Genomic DNA, 17190 nt, shown 5'->3' with positions numbered 1-17190 from the left:
GTTTGACGACGCGGGGGTAGGAGCGGTGGCGGCGGGGGTTGAGGTGGCGTTTTGCGGTGATCTGTTCGGCGAGTTCGGTGTGGAGCTCGAGTTGGCGGTCAGGGGGAAAAACCGTCCGGGCCTGCGATGGTGTCGCGGGCGAGTCGGACGGTCTGGGTGAACTTCACGCGGTCGGGATCGATGCCGGTCTCGACCGCGGCCCGGCAGATCAGCGAGCAGATCGCGTAGTGGGCGATGAGGAATCCGTATATTTCCTGGCGGACCATGTCCGGGGTTTGCGAGCGCAGGGTTTTGGCGGGGCCGCGGAGCTGCGTCTTGATTTGCCTGTTCGCGGCTTCGTGTTCCCAGCGTTGGTGATAGGCCTCGGCCAGGATCAGCGAGGGTGCCTCGTGCGGGTCGAGGATGGTGGTGAGCAGGCAGATCAGCTCACCGCCTTCGCCACGGTCGGTGATCTCGTACTCGATGACGCGGGCGAAACGAGTCCGGTCCCAGTCCAACTCCTCCCCGGCTATGGCCGCCTCCAGCAGCTCGGCCCGCATTTTCGCCGGGGTTTTGGGCGCGAAAAGCAGTGTCACATAGGAGCCGTCACCGAGGCGGTCCACGATCGGCAGGTCCATAATGTCACCGAGACGCCACAACAGGTCGGCGTCGGTGTCGGCGCCCTGGCACCACAGTTTGAAACTGTAGAACCCCTGGTCACACACCAACATCATGCCGGGTTCGAGTAACCAGATCAGTTCGGCCGCGCGGTGCGTTCACCGGTGCCCTTGCCCACGACCGGCCCGATCACCGCGCCCAGGCTCACATGCGAGCCGCATTCGGTCAACGTCACCACCCGTGCCTGTGGCAACACTCCCTTGCTCGGTTTACCGAATTCCGTTGCGTTGGCCTCGGTGTCGGCCACGTCGAACACCATGCCATCAATCGAGACCAGCCTGCGTCGCGCGTAGAACGCGTCCAGGGTCAGCCGCGACGCCACCGGCACCGCGATCCGCTCGAACAGTGTTTTCATCGGCTCGAACCCCAGCCGCTGCCGGGCCTGGGTGATCCCACCCGAGGTCGGCAAACTCCACTTCGGATCCCAACAACGCCAAAGCCGCAGCGGCCCAACCAGTTTCCGCATCACCCCCTCGTAGTCCACACCTGCGAACAACGCCAACGCGACCACGAAATACATCACCAAATGCGGCGGCAACGTCCCACCACGACGCTTGGGCGCCTTGCCGTGCTCGGAAATCGCCATCTCCACCGCATCACGGTCCACCACAGCGGTCAACACACCCAACGACACCTGATCGATCAACGACACCGCACCCACATCCACCACGTCGGCGACGCTAACCCCAGCACCGACACGATCCGGCACCGACACGCCCAAAAACGCTCCACACCAACCAGTCTCACAGACCAACCAGCTGGCACTACATCGCAATCATGCCGATGACCTGCGAAAACACGTCAAGCTAAGTGGCATTGGGCCCAGACCGGTTGGCATCAGTGGCGGGCATGCGCGCGGACCACAGTGCGATCACCATGCAGCACACAATCACAGCGAGAAATCCGCTTCAACGACCAGCTAACCACAATGAAGCCGCCGATCGCCACGGTTCCCATCTATAAAGTGCCCCGCCGAGGGCGCGAACCTGCGACGGCCATGTCAGGCCATGCGAATCTGGCGCACACCAGGCCGACGAGTCGATGAGCCTGCGCTGGCCGCAGCGGACCGAAACGCATTCCGACCGATTCTACGTGGTACACGTTCCCATCCGGAACATGGAATCGCTGCTCCAACTCCGGCGCGGAATACACACGACGACCGATCTCAAGCGTGTCGAGTCCCTCGTAGTAGTTCGCGCACTCCGCGAGGACCTTGTTGCCGATGCCGTCGCGCATGGCTTCCCACGGCACATCGGGATTGCGGGGGAAGATGCCCGACCACAACCAGAACGTGTCCTGCCCCTTCGGTGCCTGGGTGGGGTCCAGCCGCGAGGGCACGATCCCGATAAAGCACTCGTTCTCGGGATACTTGCGCTGCACGGCACTGTTCCAGGCGTTGAGGTGATCCTCGTACGTCTGCCAGCTCACGATCGGCTCACAGAGATCGAGACCGTCTTTTCGCCACTTGTTGTGCTTGGGCATGTCGAGCTTCCCGGAGACCGCGACGTCGATTTTCAAAGTCGTCGTCTCGAGGACATTGGTGGGTATCGCTCGTGCGCGCCGCTCCATGTGATCGGGCATCATTCCCGACGGGAGCAGCTGGTTCAGCGTCGCTTTCGGGCTGCACGACGCCATCACCACCTTCGCCTTCAGCACTTCACCGCTCTCGAGCTCGACCCCGGTCACCACGTCGCCGCGCGTGGTGAGCCCGACGACCTTGGCGTTGGTGCGGATGGTGCCGACGTAGTCCAGCAGCGACTGCGCGACCGCATTGGTGAGGGCGCCGGTGCCGCCTTCAAACCGGGCCGAGTTGGTCCGATGACACATCCCGATATAGATCAGCGCCCAGCCGGTTCCATCCTGACTCATCCAGCAGAACGGCGGCATCGAGGCGAGCGCGGCACGGAGCAGCGGCGTGTCGGACCGCTCCTCGATGATCTCCCGATGCGATGTGGTGAACATGCTGATCAAGGGCCTCGTTTCGTCCCCGTGCCCGGAGTTGAAGGATTTCGGTCAGGGCCCGGCGGCTCATGCCGAACCGACAGATCGCCTGCTCAAGCCGTCGACAAGGTTTGCCGCCAGCGCAAACGTTGGCGGGCGCTCACCTGCCCGGGCATTGTTGCTGATTTCGAAATCGCACACACCGACTCGTCCGTTGTGCGTCACGGTGCACAGGGTGTCGATATAGACGGCACCATGGAGTTGGGACACGACCCCGTCGACTTTCCGGCACTCGAGACGGAACTCCTCACCGCCGGGCAAGAACCAGGTGATTTCACCGCCGCGATGCGTCAACCCATCTGCTTCCATCCACGTCACGACGTCGACGTCCTCGGCGAAGACCAGCTCACCGTCGCGGACGAGGTACCCCACCTTGACGAACGAATCGTCAGCAGCGTGCCAGCACATTGATCCGAACGATAAATCGGGTCCGAAGGTACCCGACACCCACCGATGCGAAAGCAGCGTGTCGATCTTTCGAATGCCCCATGAATGATCTCGATGAAAGAGGCCATCGATGTCGAATACGCGACCATCCATGGTGACCTTGCCGGTGATCCGGCCAGACGCCTCGTAGTGGTGTTTAGCAAATTCATCGACGAGGCTCCCGCCCGACGGAAAGAAGTCCGTCAGCGGATAGAAGTTCTGCATTTCGAGTTCGAGATCTACCCCGGGTTCGTGCACTTCGATCCTGGGGTACTCGCCGTCCACATGCCATTGACTCCCACCTGCGCGATACCCTTTGTGGCTGGTCGGCTGAGCGAGCGGCAATTCCCATTCGATACGTCTGAAACGCGTTCCGTCAGCTGTGAAGACCGCGCACTCCAAAGCAGAACGGCCGCCTGCTCGATTGGGTTCGTGACCGATCCGGTGCACTCCGCCGACTTTCTGGCCGACGTCATACCAGTGCACGAACACACTCTCTTGCCAGTCCGGATCGCTGGAGTCGGGTTCGTGCGTTCCTTCGTCGGATGCGTCATACTGCCGGGTCATCAGTGGTAGCTATTCACCTGGGGTGGTGAGGTTTTCGGTGGTCGGTGTGGTATGCGTGCGTGGTTATGGGGCGGCTGCGGGTGTGAGGGCAGGCGGTAGCCACGGACCGGTGGTGAACAGTTGGGTGAGGGCGTCGAGTTTGTCGAGGCCCCATTTATGGGCGGTGTCGAGGTAGGAAGTGACGATCGCGAAGTCGGTGATTCCCTGCAAGGTTCGCCATGCTCCACCACTGGTTCGTTGCTGTATTTTGACTGGTCGGAGCGTTCTTTCGGCTTCGTTGTTCGAAAACGGGACGGTCAGGTCGGTCGCGAACCGCAAGATCATGTCTTCGTAGCGGGTGAACCGGGCCACCAGCTTGCGGGCGTCGGCGGCCAAGGTAGTTTTCCGGTCACGGTTGTCGTCGCGGCCCAGCCCGATCGCACCGGCGTAGGCGCGGCGGATCCCGGTGAGGGTGTCGGCGTCGAGAGCCGATGCCTCAGCGGCGCGGGCCCGGCCAGCGGCGGTGTGGGCGTCGAGCAGGCAGTCGATCATCGCTTTCGCCCATACCTGCCCGGCTGGATCGGCATCGTGGATCGACCGCAAGTCGCGCAGCAGGTGCGCACCGCACCACGCGTGGGCCGCTTTGAGGTGCGCGTACCCGGCGTAGCCGTCGCGGACCAGTACCCCGGTGAACTCGCCGAGCACACCACCGGCATCAATATCGTCGGCGGAGCGGCCACCGACGTGCATCAACGTCAGATAGTCGGTGCAGGCGACGTGCACGTACTTCAACTCCGCGGCGGCGCGGCCGGTGGTTTCGTCGGCATGCAACACCGGCGCGGTGGCCAGCAGAGTTCGCATGTGGACGGAGAACTGTCGTTCCAGCAGCCGCGCGGCGCGGCCACGCACCCCTGCCAGCCAGCCAGTCGAAATATCGAGGCCGCACAGTGCGACGAACAGATCCCGGCTCCGCCCGATCGGTAGGTAATGCCCGCAGGTCAGCAACGCCGCCCGGGCCAGAGCCACCGGCCCGATCCGCACCGGCGACCCCGCCGCCGCGATCACCGCGACATGCTCGGGTGCCGCATCGGCCCAGTCACCGGCAGTCACTGTCCCGCACCCGCATTCGCGGGCGATACGCCGATACTCGGTGATCACCGGCGCCGCCGCCGGTGCCGTGTCCACGACCTGGCGGCGTTCGCAGGCGACCTCGGCGGCACCGTCGAGCGAACACGAACACCCCTGGCAGCGGGGCGGTTCCAACCGGATCGTGTGGTTCGGGTCATCGTGCAGTGGCCGCGACGTGCCTGCCGAGCCTTTCTGCTTACCCGCCGACCGCCCCGACCGGGTCCGCGACGACCGCTTCTTGGCCGGTTTCTTGTCATAGGGCGAGTCCGACCCCGACGACCACCCCGAGTTCGACGAATCCGCAGCCAACCGCCGCTCCAGCACTGCGATCCGATCCGCCTGCGCCGCAGCCTGTTCGGACTGCGACCCCACCAGCGCCTTCAACTCTGTGTTCTCCGAACCCAACTCCACATTCGCGGCCCGCAACTCCGCATTCGCGGCCCGCAACTCCGCGTTCTCGGCCAGCACCACCCTCACCTGCGCCGTCAACTCGGCCACCCGCTCAACGAGCTGCTCAACCGACGACGCTCCAGACACCCCGCCACTATGCCCGACAGGCCATCACAATCCAACCGACACGCCATCAAACCCCAAGGGGGACAGCTGAATAGCTACCATCAGTGGTCCTCTCGGTTGATAATCAATTGCCCTGTAGTGCCGTCAACCGTTACCGATTCGCCCGATTTCACGACCGTGGTGGCGGCTTTCGTATTGACAACGCACGGAATGCCCAGTTCACGGGCAACCACCGCGCCGTGGGAGAGGTTCCCACCGATATCGAGGACGATGGCGCCGGCACACGCCAGGGCCGCCGACCATCCCGGGTCGACGGTCTTGGCGATCAGGACGTCTCCCGGCTCGAAGTCGTCGTCGAGCGGGTCACTCATGACCCGCGCGACCGCCGTGATGCGGCCGGAGGATGCACCGACACCCGTGAGAACGGTCGTCGACTCGGTGATCACGGTGGGCGCAAGCAGCCCGCGCGCGGTGATGTGCTCCTCGGTGATGTGCCGCATGAAGCCGGGCCCGGCTTCGACGAGTTCAGGCACCTCGAGTCGCAGGCAGGACTCGTGTTCCCGGCGCCGCCGCGCGATCTCATCATGCCCGGGGCCGGTGGCTCCGCCGAGCACATCCTTGAACTCGTCATATCGGAGATACACGATGTCGGACGCGTTGCCGACAACGCCTGTGGCGATCAGATAGGGCGCCGCGGCTTCGATGACGCGGCGCAGCTCGTCGAAGATCAGCACAATGGGGATCTTCGCGTTCTCGCGCAGCGCCATCTGCCGCCGCGACAAGGTGAGCAGCTTACGCACGAGCCAGTGGTAGCCGAAGCGCGTCGTGCGTCCGAGTTCACCCTCTGCCCGGGTACGGATCTCCACACTACGGTCCGGCTCCGCCCCGTCCCGCCGAAGCTCACGGGCCACTACACGCACAATCTGCGATGGATCCTGGCGCCACGTCGGCTGGGCGAGTTCCAATTCCGGAGCCGTGTGGAAACCGAAGCGGTCCAAGATTTCATCCAGCGTGTTCGCGAATGTGGCATCGGTTGCCTTGATGTCGGACAGCGAGAGCCCTTGGACAACGGCATCGGCCAGGGTCGGGTTCCGCCGTGCGATCGCAGCCAGCTTCCCGATCGCCCGACCCGCCTCGGCGCTTTCGTTGTCTCCCAGTCCTACATGCAGTCGATTGTTCAGGTCGGCCCCGTCAACTCCTCCGCCGACCGCACGGCTGATGACCTTCTGGCTGACTTCGAACGTCGCACTGGCGATACCGGGACCGATCATCAGGCTCTCCCACGCCCGTACCGTGACGGCTTCCAGATCCAGCACCCAGGCGAGACAGTCGAGTTCGGTCAGCTCACCCGACCGGCGCATACCTTTGATCTCGTCGATCTGGTCCTTGAATCGCTGCCTGGCCCCCCGTGCCTCACGCAGCATGCCGCGCAGCACCCTAATGGGAGCTACCGGGTCGGTCGGTAGGGCAGACTCGGTGCCGGTAGCCCCGGCAGGTGAGCACTTACGCACCCTGAGCTTCGAGTTCTTGTGTCAGACCGTGCCCCTGCCGGTGGCCGGGAGCGAAACAACTTATGGGATGTCGTGCCCACCAACACCTTTGGTGTGAGCACTGGTCCATTAGGGCGCTGGGTCTCCCGTCGGCTGCTGATGACCGAACCGGCAGATTCAGGAGCACACGATGCTGTTCGTCGGAGACGACTGGGCCGAAGATCACCATGACGTGGAGGTGCAGGACGAACAAGGCAAGACCCTGAAGGCAGCCAGGCTACCCGAGGGCGTCGAGGGCATGACCCGGCTGCATGAGCTGATCGCCCGGTTCCTGCCACAGGATTCCGATCCCGGGCAGGTGCTGGTGTGCATCGAGACCGACCGCGGCACGTGGGTGCGGGCGCTGGTCGCGGCCGGCTACCAGGTGTACGGGGTCAACCCGAAAACCGCTGCCCGTCATCGGGAACTGCTGTCGCTGTCGGGCGCCAAGGACGACAAGGCCGACGCGAAGACCCTGGCCGACATGCTGCGCACCCGCCGCCACCAGCTGCGTCAGGTCGCCGCCGATTCCGACGAGGCCGCGGCGGTCAAGGTCGCCGCCCGCGCGCATCAGACGTTGATCTGGGAACGCACCCGGCACATGCTGCGGCTGCGCACGGCGCTGCGCGAGTACTTCCCGGCGGCACTCGAGGCCTACAAGCCGCTCGGGCTCGCCGGTGCCGACACCCTCGAACTGCTGGGCAAGGCCGCCGATCCCGCCACTGCGGCACGGTTGACGATCGGCCAGATCACTACCGCGCTCAAGCGGGCACGACGCCGCGATATCCCCGCCAAGGCCGCCGCGATCCAGGCGGCGCTGCGCGGTGAGCACCTGGGCCAGGCCGAGATCGTGGCCGGCGCCTACGCGGCATCGGTCCGCGCGACGGTCGCGGTCCTGCGCACCCTCAACGAGCAGGTCAAGATCCTCGAGGGCGAGGTGGGGTCGTGTTTTGGCCGGCACCCGGACGCTGAGGTCTACCTCAGCCAACCCGGCATGGGCGTGATCACCGGCGCCCGGGTGCTTGCCGAGTTCGGCGACGCCGATGGCCGTTACGCCGACGCCAAATCCCGCAAGAACTACGCCGGCACCGCCCCGATCACCCGCCAGTCCGGCAAGACCAAAACCGTCCACGCCCGGTTCGTCCACAACGATCGGCTCGTCGACGCCCTGCACATGCAGGCCGGTGCGGCGATCCTGCACGACCCCGGAGCGCGCGCCTACTACGACGAGCTACGAGCCCGCGACATGAACTACAACGCCGCTCTCCGCCAGCTCGGCAACCGGCTCGTCGGCATCCTGCACGGCTGCCTGAAAACCAAGACTCCCTACAGCCAGCAAGCGGCCTGGTCACACCGCCACCAGCACCTCGCAGCTTGAATTTCCTTGACACCCAAGCTCCTGGGATGTCTGACACCGGCACCGACGCCCGATAGATCTCCGGTCGCCCGGGGAGACGAGAACTCCGGGTCCGGCGCGAGTCCCATGTACTGCTGGTAGATCGATTGCCGGGAGCTGCCGGGCATGACATCGCCGAGCGCGGCAAGCTGATCAGCGTTGATGTACACATAGCCCCACATCGACACGAAGTACGGGTCCGGCGCATCGGACGGCTTCATCGCGCGGAGGGTCTCTTCGAAGAACCGGCGGACACCGGCATCTTCGAACGTGACAACGAGATCCTGGGTTAGTGGCGTCAACGCCCTCGGGTAACCGTCGGCAGCATTCGCCCTGGTCAATAACACCGGTCGGCCAGGCCAGGTGGTCAACCAGTAGTTCCAGTCGACCAGGCAGCCCCGTGCAGCAGTCATAGGGATTAGATCCGTTCACTTCACTTCAGATAATTTATGTTCTATTAGATTCTTGGGGGGCAGATCTCGGCCTTCCGCGAGCGTGAAGCAGATCCGACAACGGGCCCTGGTGGGCGCCCAGCTCAGCCTTGGCCCACTCGGTGAGCTGGACCAAATCGGGATCTTCACCTTCGTTCCCGGCGACGATAGGGATTTCCCCGAGATAGATCATTCCGGTCGTGGCGTCGACGGTGACAGTTCGACCGGCCAGGTCGGCCAGGCTGTTCGCCCCGCAGCCGACGATGCAGGGCACGCCCATCTCCCGGCAGACAACCGCAGCATGCGAAGTGGAGCCGCCGAGTTCGGTGATCACTGCTCGGACAATTGACATCGCTGCCACGTCGTCCGGGTCCGTCGTCGGCCGGGCCAGGATGACGTCCTCGCCCGATTCGGCACGCTCGACGGCCTGCTCCGCATCGGTGACCACGACCCCGGTCGCGATGCCGGGGCAGGCCGGCTTGCCGACGGCGGCCCTGGTCGTGGCCGCGACCGAGGTCGGCGACAGATGCGGTGTGAGCATCGACCGGACGTGCTCCGGGCCCACGCGGTCAAGGGCATCGCTCACGCTGATGAGCCCCTCGCGGTGCAGCTGCACTGCGTGTCGCACCACGGCTTCCGGCGTGCGTTTCGCGTTGCGTGTCTGCAGCAGCCACAATGTGCCGCTCTCCACGGTGAATTCGATGTCCTGCACATCCCGTCCGTGTTCCTCGAGCAGCCGGGCCGCGGCCATGAGATCCGAATGTGTGTCCGGTAGTGCGGTAGCCAGCACGTCGATCGACAGCGCGTCGGCGCGGCCGGAAACGACGTCCTCACCTTGCCCGCCGGGCAGCCATTCACCGTAGGGTTCCGCGGCGCCGGTGAGCGGGTTACGGGTGAAAAGCACTCCGGTACCGGAGTTTTCGTCTAGATTGCCGAACACCATCGCCTGCACGGTTACGGCGGTGCCGCCCGCATCGGAGAGCCCGCGATCATGCCGGTACGCGATGGCCCGGGTCGAGTGCCAGGATTCCAGAACGGCGATAATGGCTTGCCGCAACTGTTCCCAAGGCTCGCCGGGCGCCGCAGCGCCCGTCACTCGCTCGAACTGCTCGCGGAACCGGCGGCGGGTGTCGGCAGCGTAGGCGGCGTCACCGCTTTGCTCGGCCAGCGCCCGCTCGATCTCGTCGGTCATACCGAGGTTGAGGATGGTGTCCATCATCCCGGGCATGCTGGTGGCCGCACCCGAGCGGACCGAGATCAGCAGCGGGCGCCGCGGATCACCGAACCCACGGCCGGTGTCCTGCTCGAGCCGGGCCATCGCGCCCGGTAGTCCGGCCCAGACGTCGGCAGGCAGTTGCCGATCGTCTGCGTAGTACCGCCGACACACCTCGGTGGTGAGGACGAAGGCAGGCGGTACCGGTATGCCCAGCGCCCGCATCCGTTCGATACTGAATGCCTTGCCGCCCAGCATGTCCCGGTCGGCGCCGGTGCTGCCGTCCAGGGTGAGGATCTGGGACGAGGTTGTCGTCGTCATTCCGCCCTCCCCGCAGCCGCCTCCGCCACGCGGGAGCGCCCGGTCAGCCCGATGAGATCTTCGTGCAGTTCGAACCAGACGGTGTGATAGCTGTCGATCAGCGGCCGGGCCAGCCATCCGTGCTCGCCGCTGAGGACTTTTGCCAGCGCGATGGAGAACCGATCGGGGTATGGTGCCAACCGGGGCGCGATGACGCAGATGCCGTGCAGTAGTGGAAGAAACCGCTCGTGCAGGCGCTCGAGCCGAGCGATGATCCCCGCGTCGTATTGGACGTCGCCGTGATCGTTCGGCACGAGTCCGTTTTTCAGCTGCCAGTCGGCGACCAGCTGTTTGAATTCGGTATTGAAACCATCGAATTCGTGGTAGGTGACCGACAGCGCGTCGAGATCGGTTCCGGAACGCTCGGACTCGATCAATGCCGCCAACCTGGATCGCCCCTCGGCAGTGATTTTCAGCCGGCCGTTCGTCTCGTCGACGAGACCATCGTCGAGCATCGGGCGTAGTGCCCCGGTCACCGAATCCGTTGACAGACCAGCACTTTCCGCGATATCGACCACCCGGGCACGTCCTTTCAAGCGCACCAGTTGCAGTACGCGAATCTCCACACTCATCTGCCGACCTCCGCTGCGACGTTGTCCGCCGCCCGTTCCTGGATCTGGACCAGCCCGGTGGAGCCATCCACCCGTAGCCGATCACCGGTTTTGATTGCGCGCGTACCGTTTCCGGTGTTGATGACACACGGGATGCCGATCTCGCGCGCGACGATGGCGCCGTGGCTGAGCGGTCCGCCGATATCGATGACCACCGCCCCGGCGACGAGAAAATACGAAGCCCAGCTGGGATCGGTGGTGGTGCAGACGAGGATCTCGCCATCCTCGAGATCACCCGCGTCGGCGTCGTGGACGACCCGCGCGATCCCCTCGACCGTGCCTGCGCTCACCGGCGTCCCGCGAACCTCCTCGACCTCCTCCTCGACGGCCCGGCCGCGCTGCGGCACGGGCAGACCGACCCACTGGTCGGGCAGTACCAGAGCGCGGTACTGCTCGTAGATACCGCGCCGTTCATCAACGCGCACAACGCAATCGGCGGGCAGCTCACCGGTCAGCTCATCGAAGGTCAGGAAATACACCTCATCGGCGGAGCGCAACAGACCTCGCGCCACCAGGTCAGCGCCGAGGACACGGGCAGCCGCCCGGGCGCCGTCGATGGTCTGTACGAACGCCGCCTTACCGACCTCGCGCAGCGGGATATAGCGCCGCGCGACCTTCAGCACCAGCCGGGCCTTGCGTCGGTCGAGGACACCGAGACCGGCGAACACCCGGCGCTCGGCCTCGGCCCGCTGCTGCTGCTGCCCTTCCGCGCGGACCAACGGCGACGAGGACTCCGGCAACCTCCGATAGGTCAGGACCAGGCGCTCCAGCGGCGCCGGATCCTCTCGCCAAGAGCGCGAGGAGATTTCGGCCTCGACGGGCCCGTGGTATCCATGGTCGGCCACGAACTGATCGAGGGACCGCGCCCCGCGCGAGACCTCCCACAGCTGGCCTGCAGATTTCGCCTCTTCGACATCACCGAATCCGGTGATCAGCGAGGTCGCCAGACCCACATCACCGCTGGCGGTTGTGATCTTGCTGATCTCATCGAAGATTCCGGTGCCGAGCAAGGTCACGATCGAATGCGGGCACATGACCTCTTCGAACCGGCGAGCGGCCTCTCTTAGGACCTCGCGCGCCGCCGCGGCGTCGGGGATGCCGCCGGGCGCGGTGACCGTGCGCCACCACAGGTCGGTATCAGTGCGCAGCTTCATGATCCGCGCGGGCAGCCGCAGCACATTCCAGGTCATCTTCATCGCGATGATCGGGTAGCGCCGCGTGGACGGATTGCTCTGTACCCCCGGCCGAACCGATCCCAGCAGCTGCTCCTCGAGCGCGTCTCCGGAGGTACCCGGCATCAGATCGGCGGCCCGCCGCAGACAGTCGATATTCGCGGTGAAGCGCCCGAACACCGCGGCAGAGAAACGATCATCGATCGACTCGGGAACCGTCACCGCGCTGCGCGGCAGGACACCGAGGTCACAGAACGCGCCCTTCATGCCCAGCTCGAGTGGATCACGCCAGAACGTCCAGCCCAGCGGTGTGGCGACACCCGGAAAGTTCTCCCGGGTATTGACGGTCGTCCACGCGGTGTCAGGAGAACCGATCTCATGCAAGGGATTTCTCATCGACCGTCCCCCTGGACCAGCCCGCGCGGTGCGTCGGCGCTGGATCGGCGCATCTTCTTCAGCGTCCACTCCGCGATCTTGGCGGTGTTGCTACTCATCGAACGAGGACTCCTTGGATATGGGTGGGATAGAGGCGGAGCGCGCCGTCATGCCGTGACGGCCGATGCGGACCGCCGCTTCATCGCCTGCTGATACTTGTCGAACCACAGCTCCTGATAGGTGGCGTAGGTGAACCGGCCGCGCTCGTCCTCCCACCGGTAGACGCTGTCGCGGAAGGACGTATTCGGCCAGGCCGGAATCGACGCGCAAGCAATCGCCTCACCCTGGAATCGGTAAACCTCGCCGGTCTCGTCCTGCGCCTCGATCTCCTGGCGCATCGGCAGATAGAGCCGCGGGTGATACTCGAGCACATTGCGGCGCACCCGCGTGATCGCCCGTGACTCGTCGCCGCACTGCACCCAGGCATAGTGATGGGAGGGCCGGTCGCCCACCTCGTAGAGCCCAGCCCAGGCCGGGTCGGTGTCGAGCGGCTCGAAGCTGATCTGGTTGAAGATCAGATCAGGACCGAAGTACATCGGCGACCAACCCACCGGCGGAATAGGCACGGCCCCACGCGTTTCGACGCGGATCTGGCGCCAGGATCGGTCGCGCGGCGCGTAGCAGTCAACGGCGTACCGCTCGCCGTGCAGGACCAGTTCCCCGGTGACGTGCATGACCTGTTCACTACCGCCCGGTTCGCGACCGAGGTCGCCGTGGTGATCTTCCTCGCCCGGCATCACGTGGCCACGGGCGAGCAACGGGGTGACCGCGTCGGCCACGATGTCGAAGGAGGTGTCGCCGTCGCTGCTGCGGTAGGTCAGCCTGGCAGTGCGGCCGGGCTCGGTGAACTCAATAGTCAGACCGTTGGCCGTGGTAATCGTGTTGTCCCGCACGGTCGGCCAGGGCATGGTGATCTCGTAGTCGAGGAAGGCCATATCGGTGTACTCGATATTGTCGGTCCCCTGGAAGATGGCTACCCCGCCCTGCGACAGCGGGAACTCCGGCTGATAACGCACGTAGAGGAATGCGCCGATCCGCGCCTCCGGGATCGAGAAACCGAAGTAGTGGGTGTGGATCAGATGCGGATCCCAGTGCTCGTCCGCAACAGGCAGGGGAAGCAGTAGATCCGTTTCTGGGGGATGGATTCCGAGTGGCAAGGTCTCGCCCCTTTCAGACGTCGACCGCAACAGCGCGCGTCGGCGACGGCACGGAAGACGAAGCCGGTGCTTGCCCGAGCGACGTGAGCTTCTGCCACAGCGACCCAGAGGTTGCCTGATCAGGGCGGGCGACAGCGAGGCCGATGATCCACACGCAGAACAGCGAAAGACACAGCGTCACAAAGCAAGCCAGATACGTCCAGACGTAGGAGACGTTGTCCTGATTGAGGGCGGCCCACATCGGCCACGCCGCAGCGCCGTTAGCGATGCCGTCCGCCATCGGAATGCACGCGATCACCGCAGGCAGCTTCCACCACGTATTCAGGCGCGGCCGCAGATGATAGATCAGCGCACCGGCCAACATCGGCATGACCGGATTCACGAAACCCCACCACAGCGGGAAACCCCACGGGTTCAACGGCTGATGACCGTAATAGAGATAGGTCTTGGCCAAGATGCCCGGCGTTTCCAGGAAAACGTCGACTACGCAGTCGACCGCCCACAGCGCGAACAAGTTCTTCATGGTGACACCACGCTGGAACAGCCGGTACGCGAGATAACCGAGCCCGCCGACGTACCACGGGTAGACGAAGCAGATATACAGCGGCATCGTGCGGTCCAGCACCGTAAACGTCCCGAGCGCACCGTTCTCCTTCAGGTACACCAGGCCGAGAACATCGACAATCGGTTCCATCGCCGCCGCAAACGCGCCACCAATGATGCAGTAGAGCAGTAGCGGTCCTTTGCCTCTGACCAGTTGCCGGATCGCCAGAGCAAGGGCAATGCCCAGCGGGATGAAGATGAAGACGTTGAAGACCGTCTCCGCCGTCTTCGGCATCACCTCGTCCACCGGCGGCTGCGGTATCGCCGCAAGCATCGTCGTCAACATTCAGCACTCCCATCGTTGCGAGAGGCAGATCACCCGATCACCCACGTGTGACCCGCCTCACTACAAGTTTTGAATTTACAATAAATTGAAGAGTCGTTCAAGGGTGAAAAATTTTTCACTGCAGCCCTGAAATCTGGCAGGATGAATGCTGTGGAACAAGATGCATCGAGCAGCACCTTGACGCGCGGCGACCGCCGACGCGAGCGCACACGGCGCAAACTGCTGGACGCGGCACGCGAGCTGATCGCCGAACGCGGGGTCGCGGGGCTGCGAATCCAAGAGATCACCGGGCGCGCCGATGTCGCGCTCGGCTCGTTCTACAACTACTTCGCGACCAAAGAGGACCTGGTCGAGGCCGTGGTCGGCGAGAGCCTGTCCGAACTGGCGGCGGCGACGGTCGAGCCGACGGCCAATGACCGGGATCCGGCCGCCGTTGTGGCGGGCGCCTGCCTGCTGGTGATCCAGCTGGCCGACCGCGACCCCGACTTCGCACGCCTGATCGTCAACCTGAGCCATGCCGAAACCCTGTTCGCCGCCGCGATGGGACCGTATGCACGGGTCGCACTCGAGCACGGAATCCAGACCGGGCGCTTCGTCGTAGTCGATATCGAAGTCACGTTGACGGCGGTGATCGGTGGCGCGTTCGCGCTCATCCACGACATCTTGGATGGCCGCCAGCGCGGGACGGCGGCGAGCGCCTTCACTCAGCACACCCTGGCGGCGCTCGGACTCACCGCGAGCGAGGCTGCCGCGGTCACCGAACAAGCAGAAGCGGGCATGCTCACCTGAGCAGGCCCGCCTCGTGCGTGCCGACCGTCATCTCTTCTATTTCGGAGCCAGTTCATCGATGATCTTTCGAACAGATCCCCGGGAGCCCGGTGCCGCGCCACTCACGCAACCATTTCGCGCCTTCCCGGAACCTCCGGGTACGTCCTCTACGCCCATCCCTACACGGAACGGCCGTCGGCCCGGCTACGCGAGCAGTGCCACGTAACGCCAATCGAGAACCGCCCGCTCACGATTGGCCATGTGGCCGCCCACGAAGACCTCCGATCGCAGCTGCACTAGGCGGGTGCCCGCGGCGTACGGCGTCACCTTCTCGACGGTGATCACGCAGTGCAGTGTGTCGCCTTCATGGACGGGGCCGACATGATCGCAGCCGTGCCAGCCGACCACTGTCGCCAGGTTCGGGAAGGCCCGCGATGCCTGCGACAATGCGATGCCGATGGTGTGGCCACCGTAGACGAGGCGACGACCACCGGCCGCGTGCTCGTCGTGATGCACCTGAGCGATATTGAGGCTGATCCGAGCGAGCTGCGCAGCTCCGTCAACGGCATCGCCGCCGACCACCTCGATCTGCTGCCCGGCTTCCGGAACCAGGCCCCGCGCACCAGGCACCCTCGCCAGTGCCGTGACATCCCAGTCGCCCACCGCCGCAGTCCAATTCGGTTCCACGTCGGATCCGATGCTGTCGAGGTTGTCCGCGCGGCCGGTGTCGTGGTCCGTACGCAGCGGCAACATCGCACACCGCCAGAAGTCGAGGACATCACGACCCTGCTGATCGACGGTGTGGATTCGCAAGGCCACCAGGCCGGTCGGGGCCCGGTCGGGACGTGCCGGTTCTGCCGCAGCCCTTCGATCGCCGTGGTCGTCGTGAGCGTGTCGCCCAGGTGCGGTATGCACCCGGCGGTCCGCCCCAAGGACACGGCGAGATCCGCGTACCCGGTGATCAGTGCGGCCAGACGCGGAGCGGCTGCGGCGATCTGCTCGACCCGGCTCAGCCCGTCGGCGGTTTCGATGAGCGCCTCTACGACGACCGGGGCACGACCTTCGGCACCGGCCTCGATGCCGTCGAGCAACCGGTCGACGAATTCGAGATCACCCGGGGACTCGACCTTGACACACCCGAGGGCACGGCGTACGCGATCCGGCTCAGCGCAGCGGCCGACGGCGGGGCCAGGCTGGTGGTCGAGGACGAGGGGCCCGGCTTCGCCTCGCGGCCACGGAGGTGTCGCGCGGCACGAGCGGTGCCGGGTCGACCTGTCTCGGTCTCGACATCGCCCGTCAAACGGCCCGGGCCTCGGGTGGCGCGTTCACCGTGGCCCGGGCGCATCCGCATGGCGCCAGGATCGTCCTGGAGCTCGGGCCGCCGGGTTCTTAAACCCCTGTTAAACCTGCCGCAGCGCGCTGCTATCGAAGCCGACGGCAAGCTCACCTTTGTTACCAGCAAAGGAAAAGGAGCAGCCATGCGCAAGACACTGATCATCGCAGCGACCGGTGCCGTACTCGCGGTGGGCGGGACGACGGTGGCCGTGGCAGCGAGCGGTGACGACGTCGTCGCCGTCGCCGTCCGTGACGGCGCCGCGTGCGTCCACTGCCATCGACGAAGCAGCCGCCCGAACCATCGCCACCGCCGCGGTGCCGGGCGGGACCGTCACCGAGACCGCATTGGTGGCCATCCAGGGGAGCACAGTCTGGAAGGTGCACGTCGTTACCGCGACCACGCGTCAGGAGGTCTTCGTCGACGCCACCGACAGGAGAATCCTGTCCACGGACCGGTACAGGCACGGTGGCCACGACGACGGCCCGTATCACGACCTCGGTCACGACCACGGCGGCCATCACTGAGCAGGAACTGGCCGGTGACCGGCTCTGCGAAATTGGCGACCTCGCAGGGCAGCTTCTTCGTCGGCTGAGCGCTCCACCGGCGTAAGGCAACGGCG

Annotated in this window: 16 protein-coding genes and 1 pseudogene; 3 read left to right on the top strand and 14 right to left on the bottom strand. The window is 65.1% G+C overall.

Features of this window, described 5'->3' with window-relative positions:
• Window positions 1–98: 98 nt before the first annotated feature.
• The 6 genes from ACV7NQ_RS31355 to ACV7NQ_RS31330 all read right to left on the bottom strand — a co-directional run bounded on the left by ACV7NQ_RS31355 (window position 99) and on the right by ACV7NQ_RS31330 (window position 6698).
• Window positions 99–713: a transposase gene (locus ACV7NQ_RS31355; protein WP_463358709.1), complete on the bottom strand. Its 615-nt coding sequence runs from the start codon at window positions 711–713 to the stop codon at window positions 99–101.
• Window positions 714–733: 20 nt separating this feature from the next.
• Window positions 734–1372: a transposase domain-containing protein gene (locus tag ACV7NQ_RS31350; protein ID WP_463365625.1), complete on the bottom strand. Its 639-nt coding sequence runs from the start codon at window positions 1370–1372 to the stop codon at window positions 734–736.
• 242 nt (window positions 1373–1614) lie between these two features.
• Window positions 1615–2619, bottom strand: a complete 1005-nt coding sequence (locus ACV7NQ_RS31345) for a phytoene desaturase family protein (RefSeq protein ID WP_463362877.1) — start codon at window positions 2617–2619, stop codon at window positions 1615–1617.
• 66 nt (window positions 2620–2685) lie between these two features.
• Entirely contained in the window at window positions 2686–3651 is a 966-nt protein-coding gene (locus tag ACV7NQ_RS31340; protein WP_463362876.1) for a DUF7065 domain-containing protein, read from the bottom strand.
• Window positions 3652–3714: 63 nt separating this feature from the next.
• Window positions 3715–5205 (bottom strand): IS66 family transposase, encoded by a 1491-nt coding sequence (gene tnpC, locus ACV7NQ_RS31335; RefSeq protein WP_463365536.1) that lies wholly within the window; start codon window positions 5203–5205, stop codon window positions 3715–3717.
• A 170-nt stretch (window positions 5206–5375) separates the two neighbouring features.
• Window positions 5376–6698 (bottom strand): PEP-utilizing enzyme, encoded by a 1323-nt coding sequence (locus ACV7NQ_RS31330; RefSeq protein ID WP_463362875.1) that lies wholly within the window; start codon window positions 6696–6698, stop codon window positions 5376–5378.
• Window positions 6699–6954: 256 nt separating this feature from the next.
• Here ACV7NQ_RS31330 and ACV7NQ_RS31325 point away from each other — a divergent pair, with 256 nt between their 5' ends.
• Window positions 6955–8181, top strand: a complete 1227-nt coding sequence (locus tag ACV7NQ_RS31325) for an IS110 family RNA-guided transposase (protein WP_463359367.1) — start codon at window positions 6955–6957, stop codon at window positions 8179–8181.
• Here ACV7NQ_RS31325 and ACV7NQ_RS31320 read toward each other — a convergent pair.
• From ACV7NQ_RS31320 to ACV7NQ_RS31295, 6 genes are all read right to left on the bottom strand, one after another.
• On the bottom strand, window positions 8130–8612 hold the full coding sequence (locus ACV7NQ_RS31320) for a hypothetical protein (RefSeq protein ID WP_463362874.1): 483 nt from the start codon (window positions 8610–8612) through the stop codon (window positions 8130–8132). The two genes, ACV7NQ_RS31325 and ACV7NQ_RS31320, sit on opposite strands and share 52 nt — an antisense overlap.
• Window positions 8613–8646: 34 nt before the next feature.
• Window positions 8647–10164: a pyruvate, phosphate dikinase gene (locus ACV7NQ_RS31315; protein WP_463361965.1), complete on the bottom strand. Its 1518-nt coding sequence runs from the start codon at window positions 10162–10164 to the stop codon at window positions 8647–8649.
• Entirely contained in the window at window positions 10161–10775 is a 615-nt protein-coding gene (locus tag ACV7NQ_RS31310) for a helix-turn-helix domain-containing protein (RefSeq protein ID WP_463361964.1), read from the bottom strand. Before ACV7NQ_RS31310 ends, ACV7NQ_RS31315 begins: the two co-directional genes overlap by 4 nt.
• Window positions 10772–12382 carry a PEP-utilizing enzyme gene (locus tag ACV7NQ_RS31305; RefSeq protein ID WP_463361963.1) on the bottom strand — a complete coding sequence of 537 codons (1611 nt, stop codon included), beginning with the start codon at window positions 12380–12382 and terminating at the stop codon, window positions 10772–10774. The genes ACV7NQ_RS31310 and ACV7NQ_RS31305 overlap by 4 nt, the downstream gene beginning before the upstream one ends.
• Before the next feature lie 146 nt (window positions 12383–12528).
• Window positions 12529–13578 carry a DUF7064 domain-containing protein gene (locus tag ACV7NQ_RS31300; protein WP_463361962.1) on the bottom strand — a complete coding sequence of 350 codons (1050 nt, stop codon included), beginning with the start codon at window positions 13576–13578 and terminating at the stop codon, window positions 12529–12531.
• Window positions 13579–13591: 13 nt separating this feature from the next.
• Window positions 13592–14428 carry a hypothetical protein gene (locus tag ACV7NQ_RS31295; RefSeq protein WP_463361961.1) on the bottom strand — a complete coding sequence of 279 codons (837 nt, stop codon included), beginning with the start codon at window positions 14426–14428 and terminating at the stop codon, window positions 13592–13594.
• Window positions 14429–14608: 180 nt separating this feature from the next.
• Between ACV7NQ_RS31295 and ACV7NQ_RS31290 the strand changes: the two genes are divergently transcribed.
• Window positions 14609–15256 (top strand): TetR/AcrR family transcriptional regulator, encoded by a 648-nt coding sequence (locus tag ACV7NQ_RS31290; protein ID WP_463362873.1) that lies wholly within the window; start codon window positions 14609–14611, stop codon window positions 15254–15256.
• A gap of 183 nt (window positions 15257–15439) precedes the next feature.
• Here the strand turns inward: ACV7NQ_RS31290 and ACV7NQ_RS31285 are convergent, their stop codons facing one another.
• Together ACV7NQ_RS31285 and ACV7NQ_RS31280 are read right to left on the bottom strand one after the other, a co-directional pair.
• Window positions 15440–16150, bottom strand: a complete 711-nt coding sequence (locus ACV7NQ_RS31285; protein ID WP_463362872.1) for a hotdog family protein — start codon at window positions 16148–16150, stop codon at window positions 15440–15442.
• Window positions 16151–16167: 17 nt separating this feature from the next.
• Window positions 16168–16353, bottom strand: a pseudogene (locus ACV7NQ_RS31280) (CoA ester lyase); the annotation flags it as partial.
• Between the two features lie 439 nt (window positions 16354–16792).
• Here ACV7NQ_RS31280 and ACV7NQ_RS31275 point away from each other — a divergent pair.
• Window positions 16793–17095, top strand: a complete 303-nt coding sequence (locus tag ACV7NQ_RS31275) for a PepSY domain-containing protein (protein WP_463362871.1) — start codon at window positions 16793–16795, stop codon at window positions 17093–17095.
• Window positions 17096–17190 lie beyond the last annotated feature (95 nt).

The sequence above is a fragment of the Nocardia sp. Tas62D01 genome (assembly GCF_055232035.1).
This window is presented reverse-complemented; position numbering and strand designations above follow the sequence as displayed.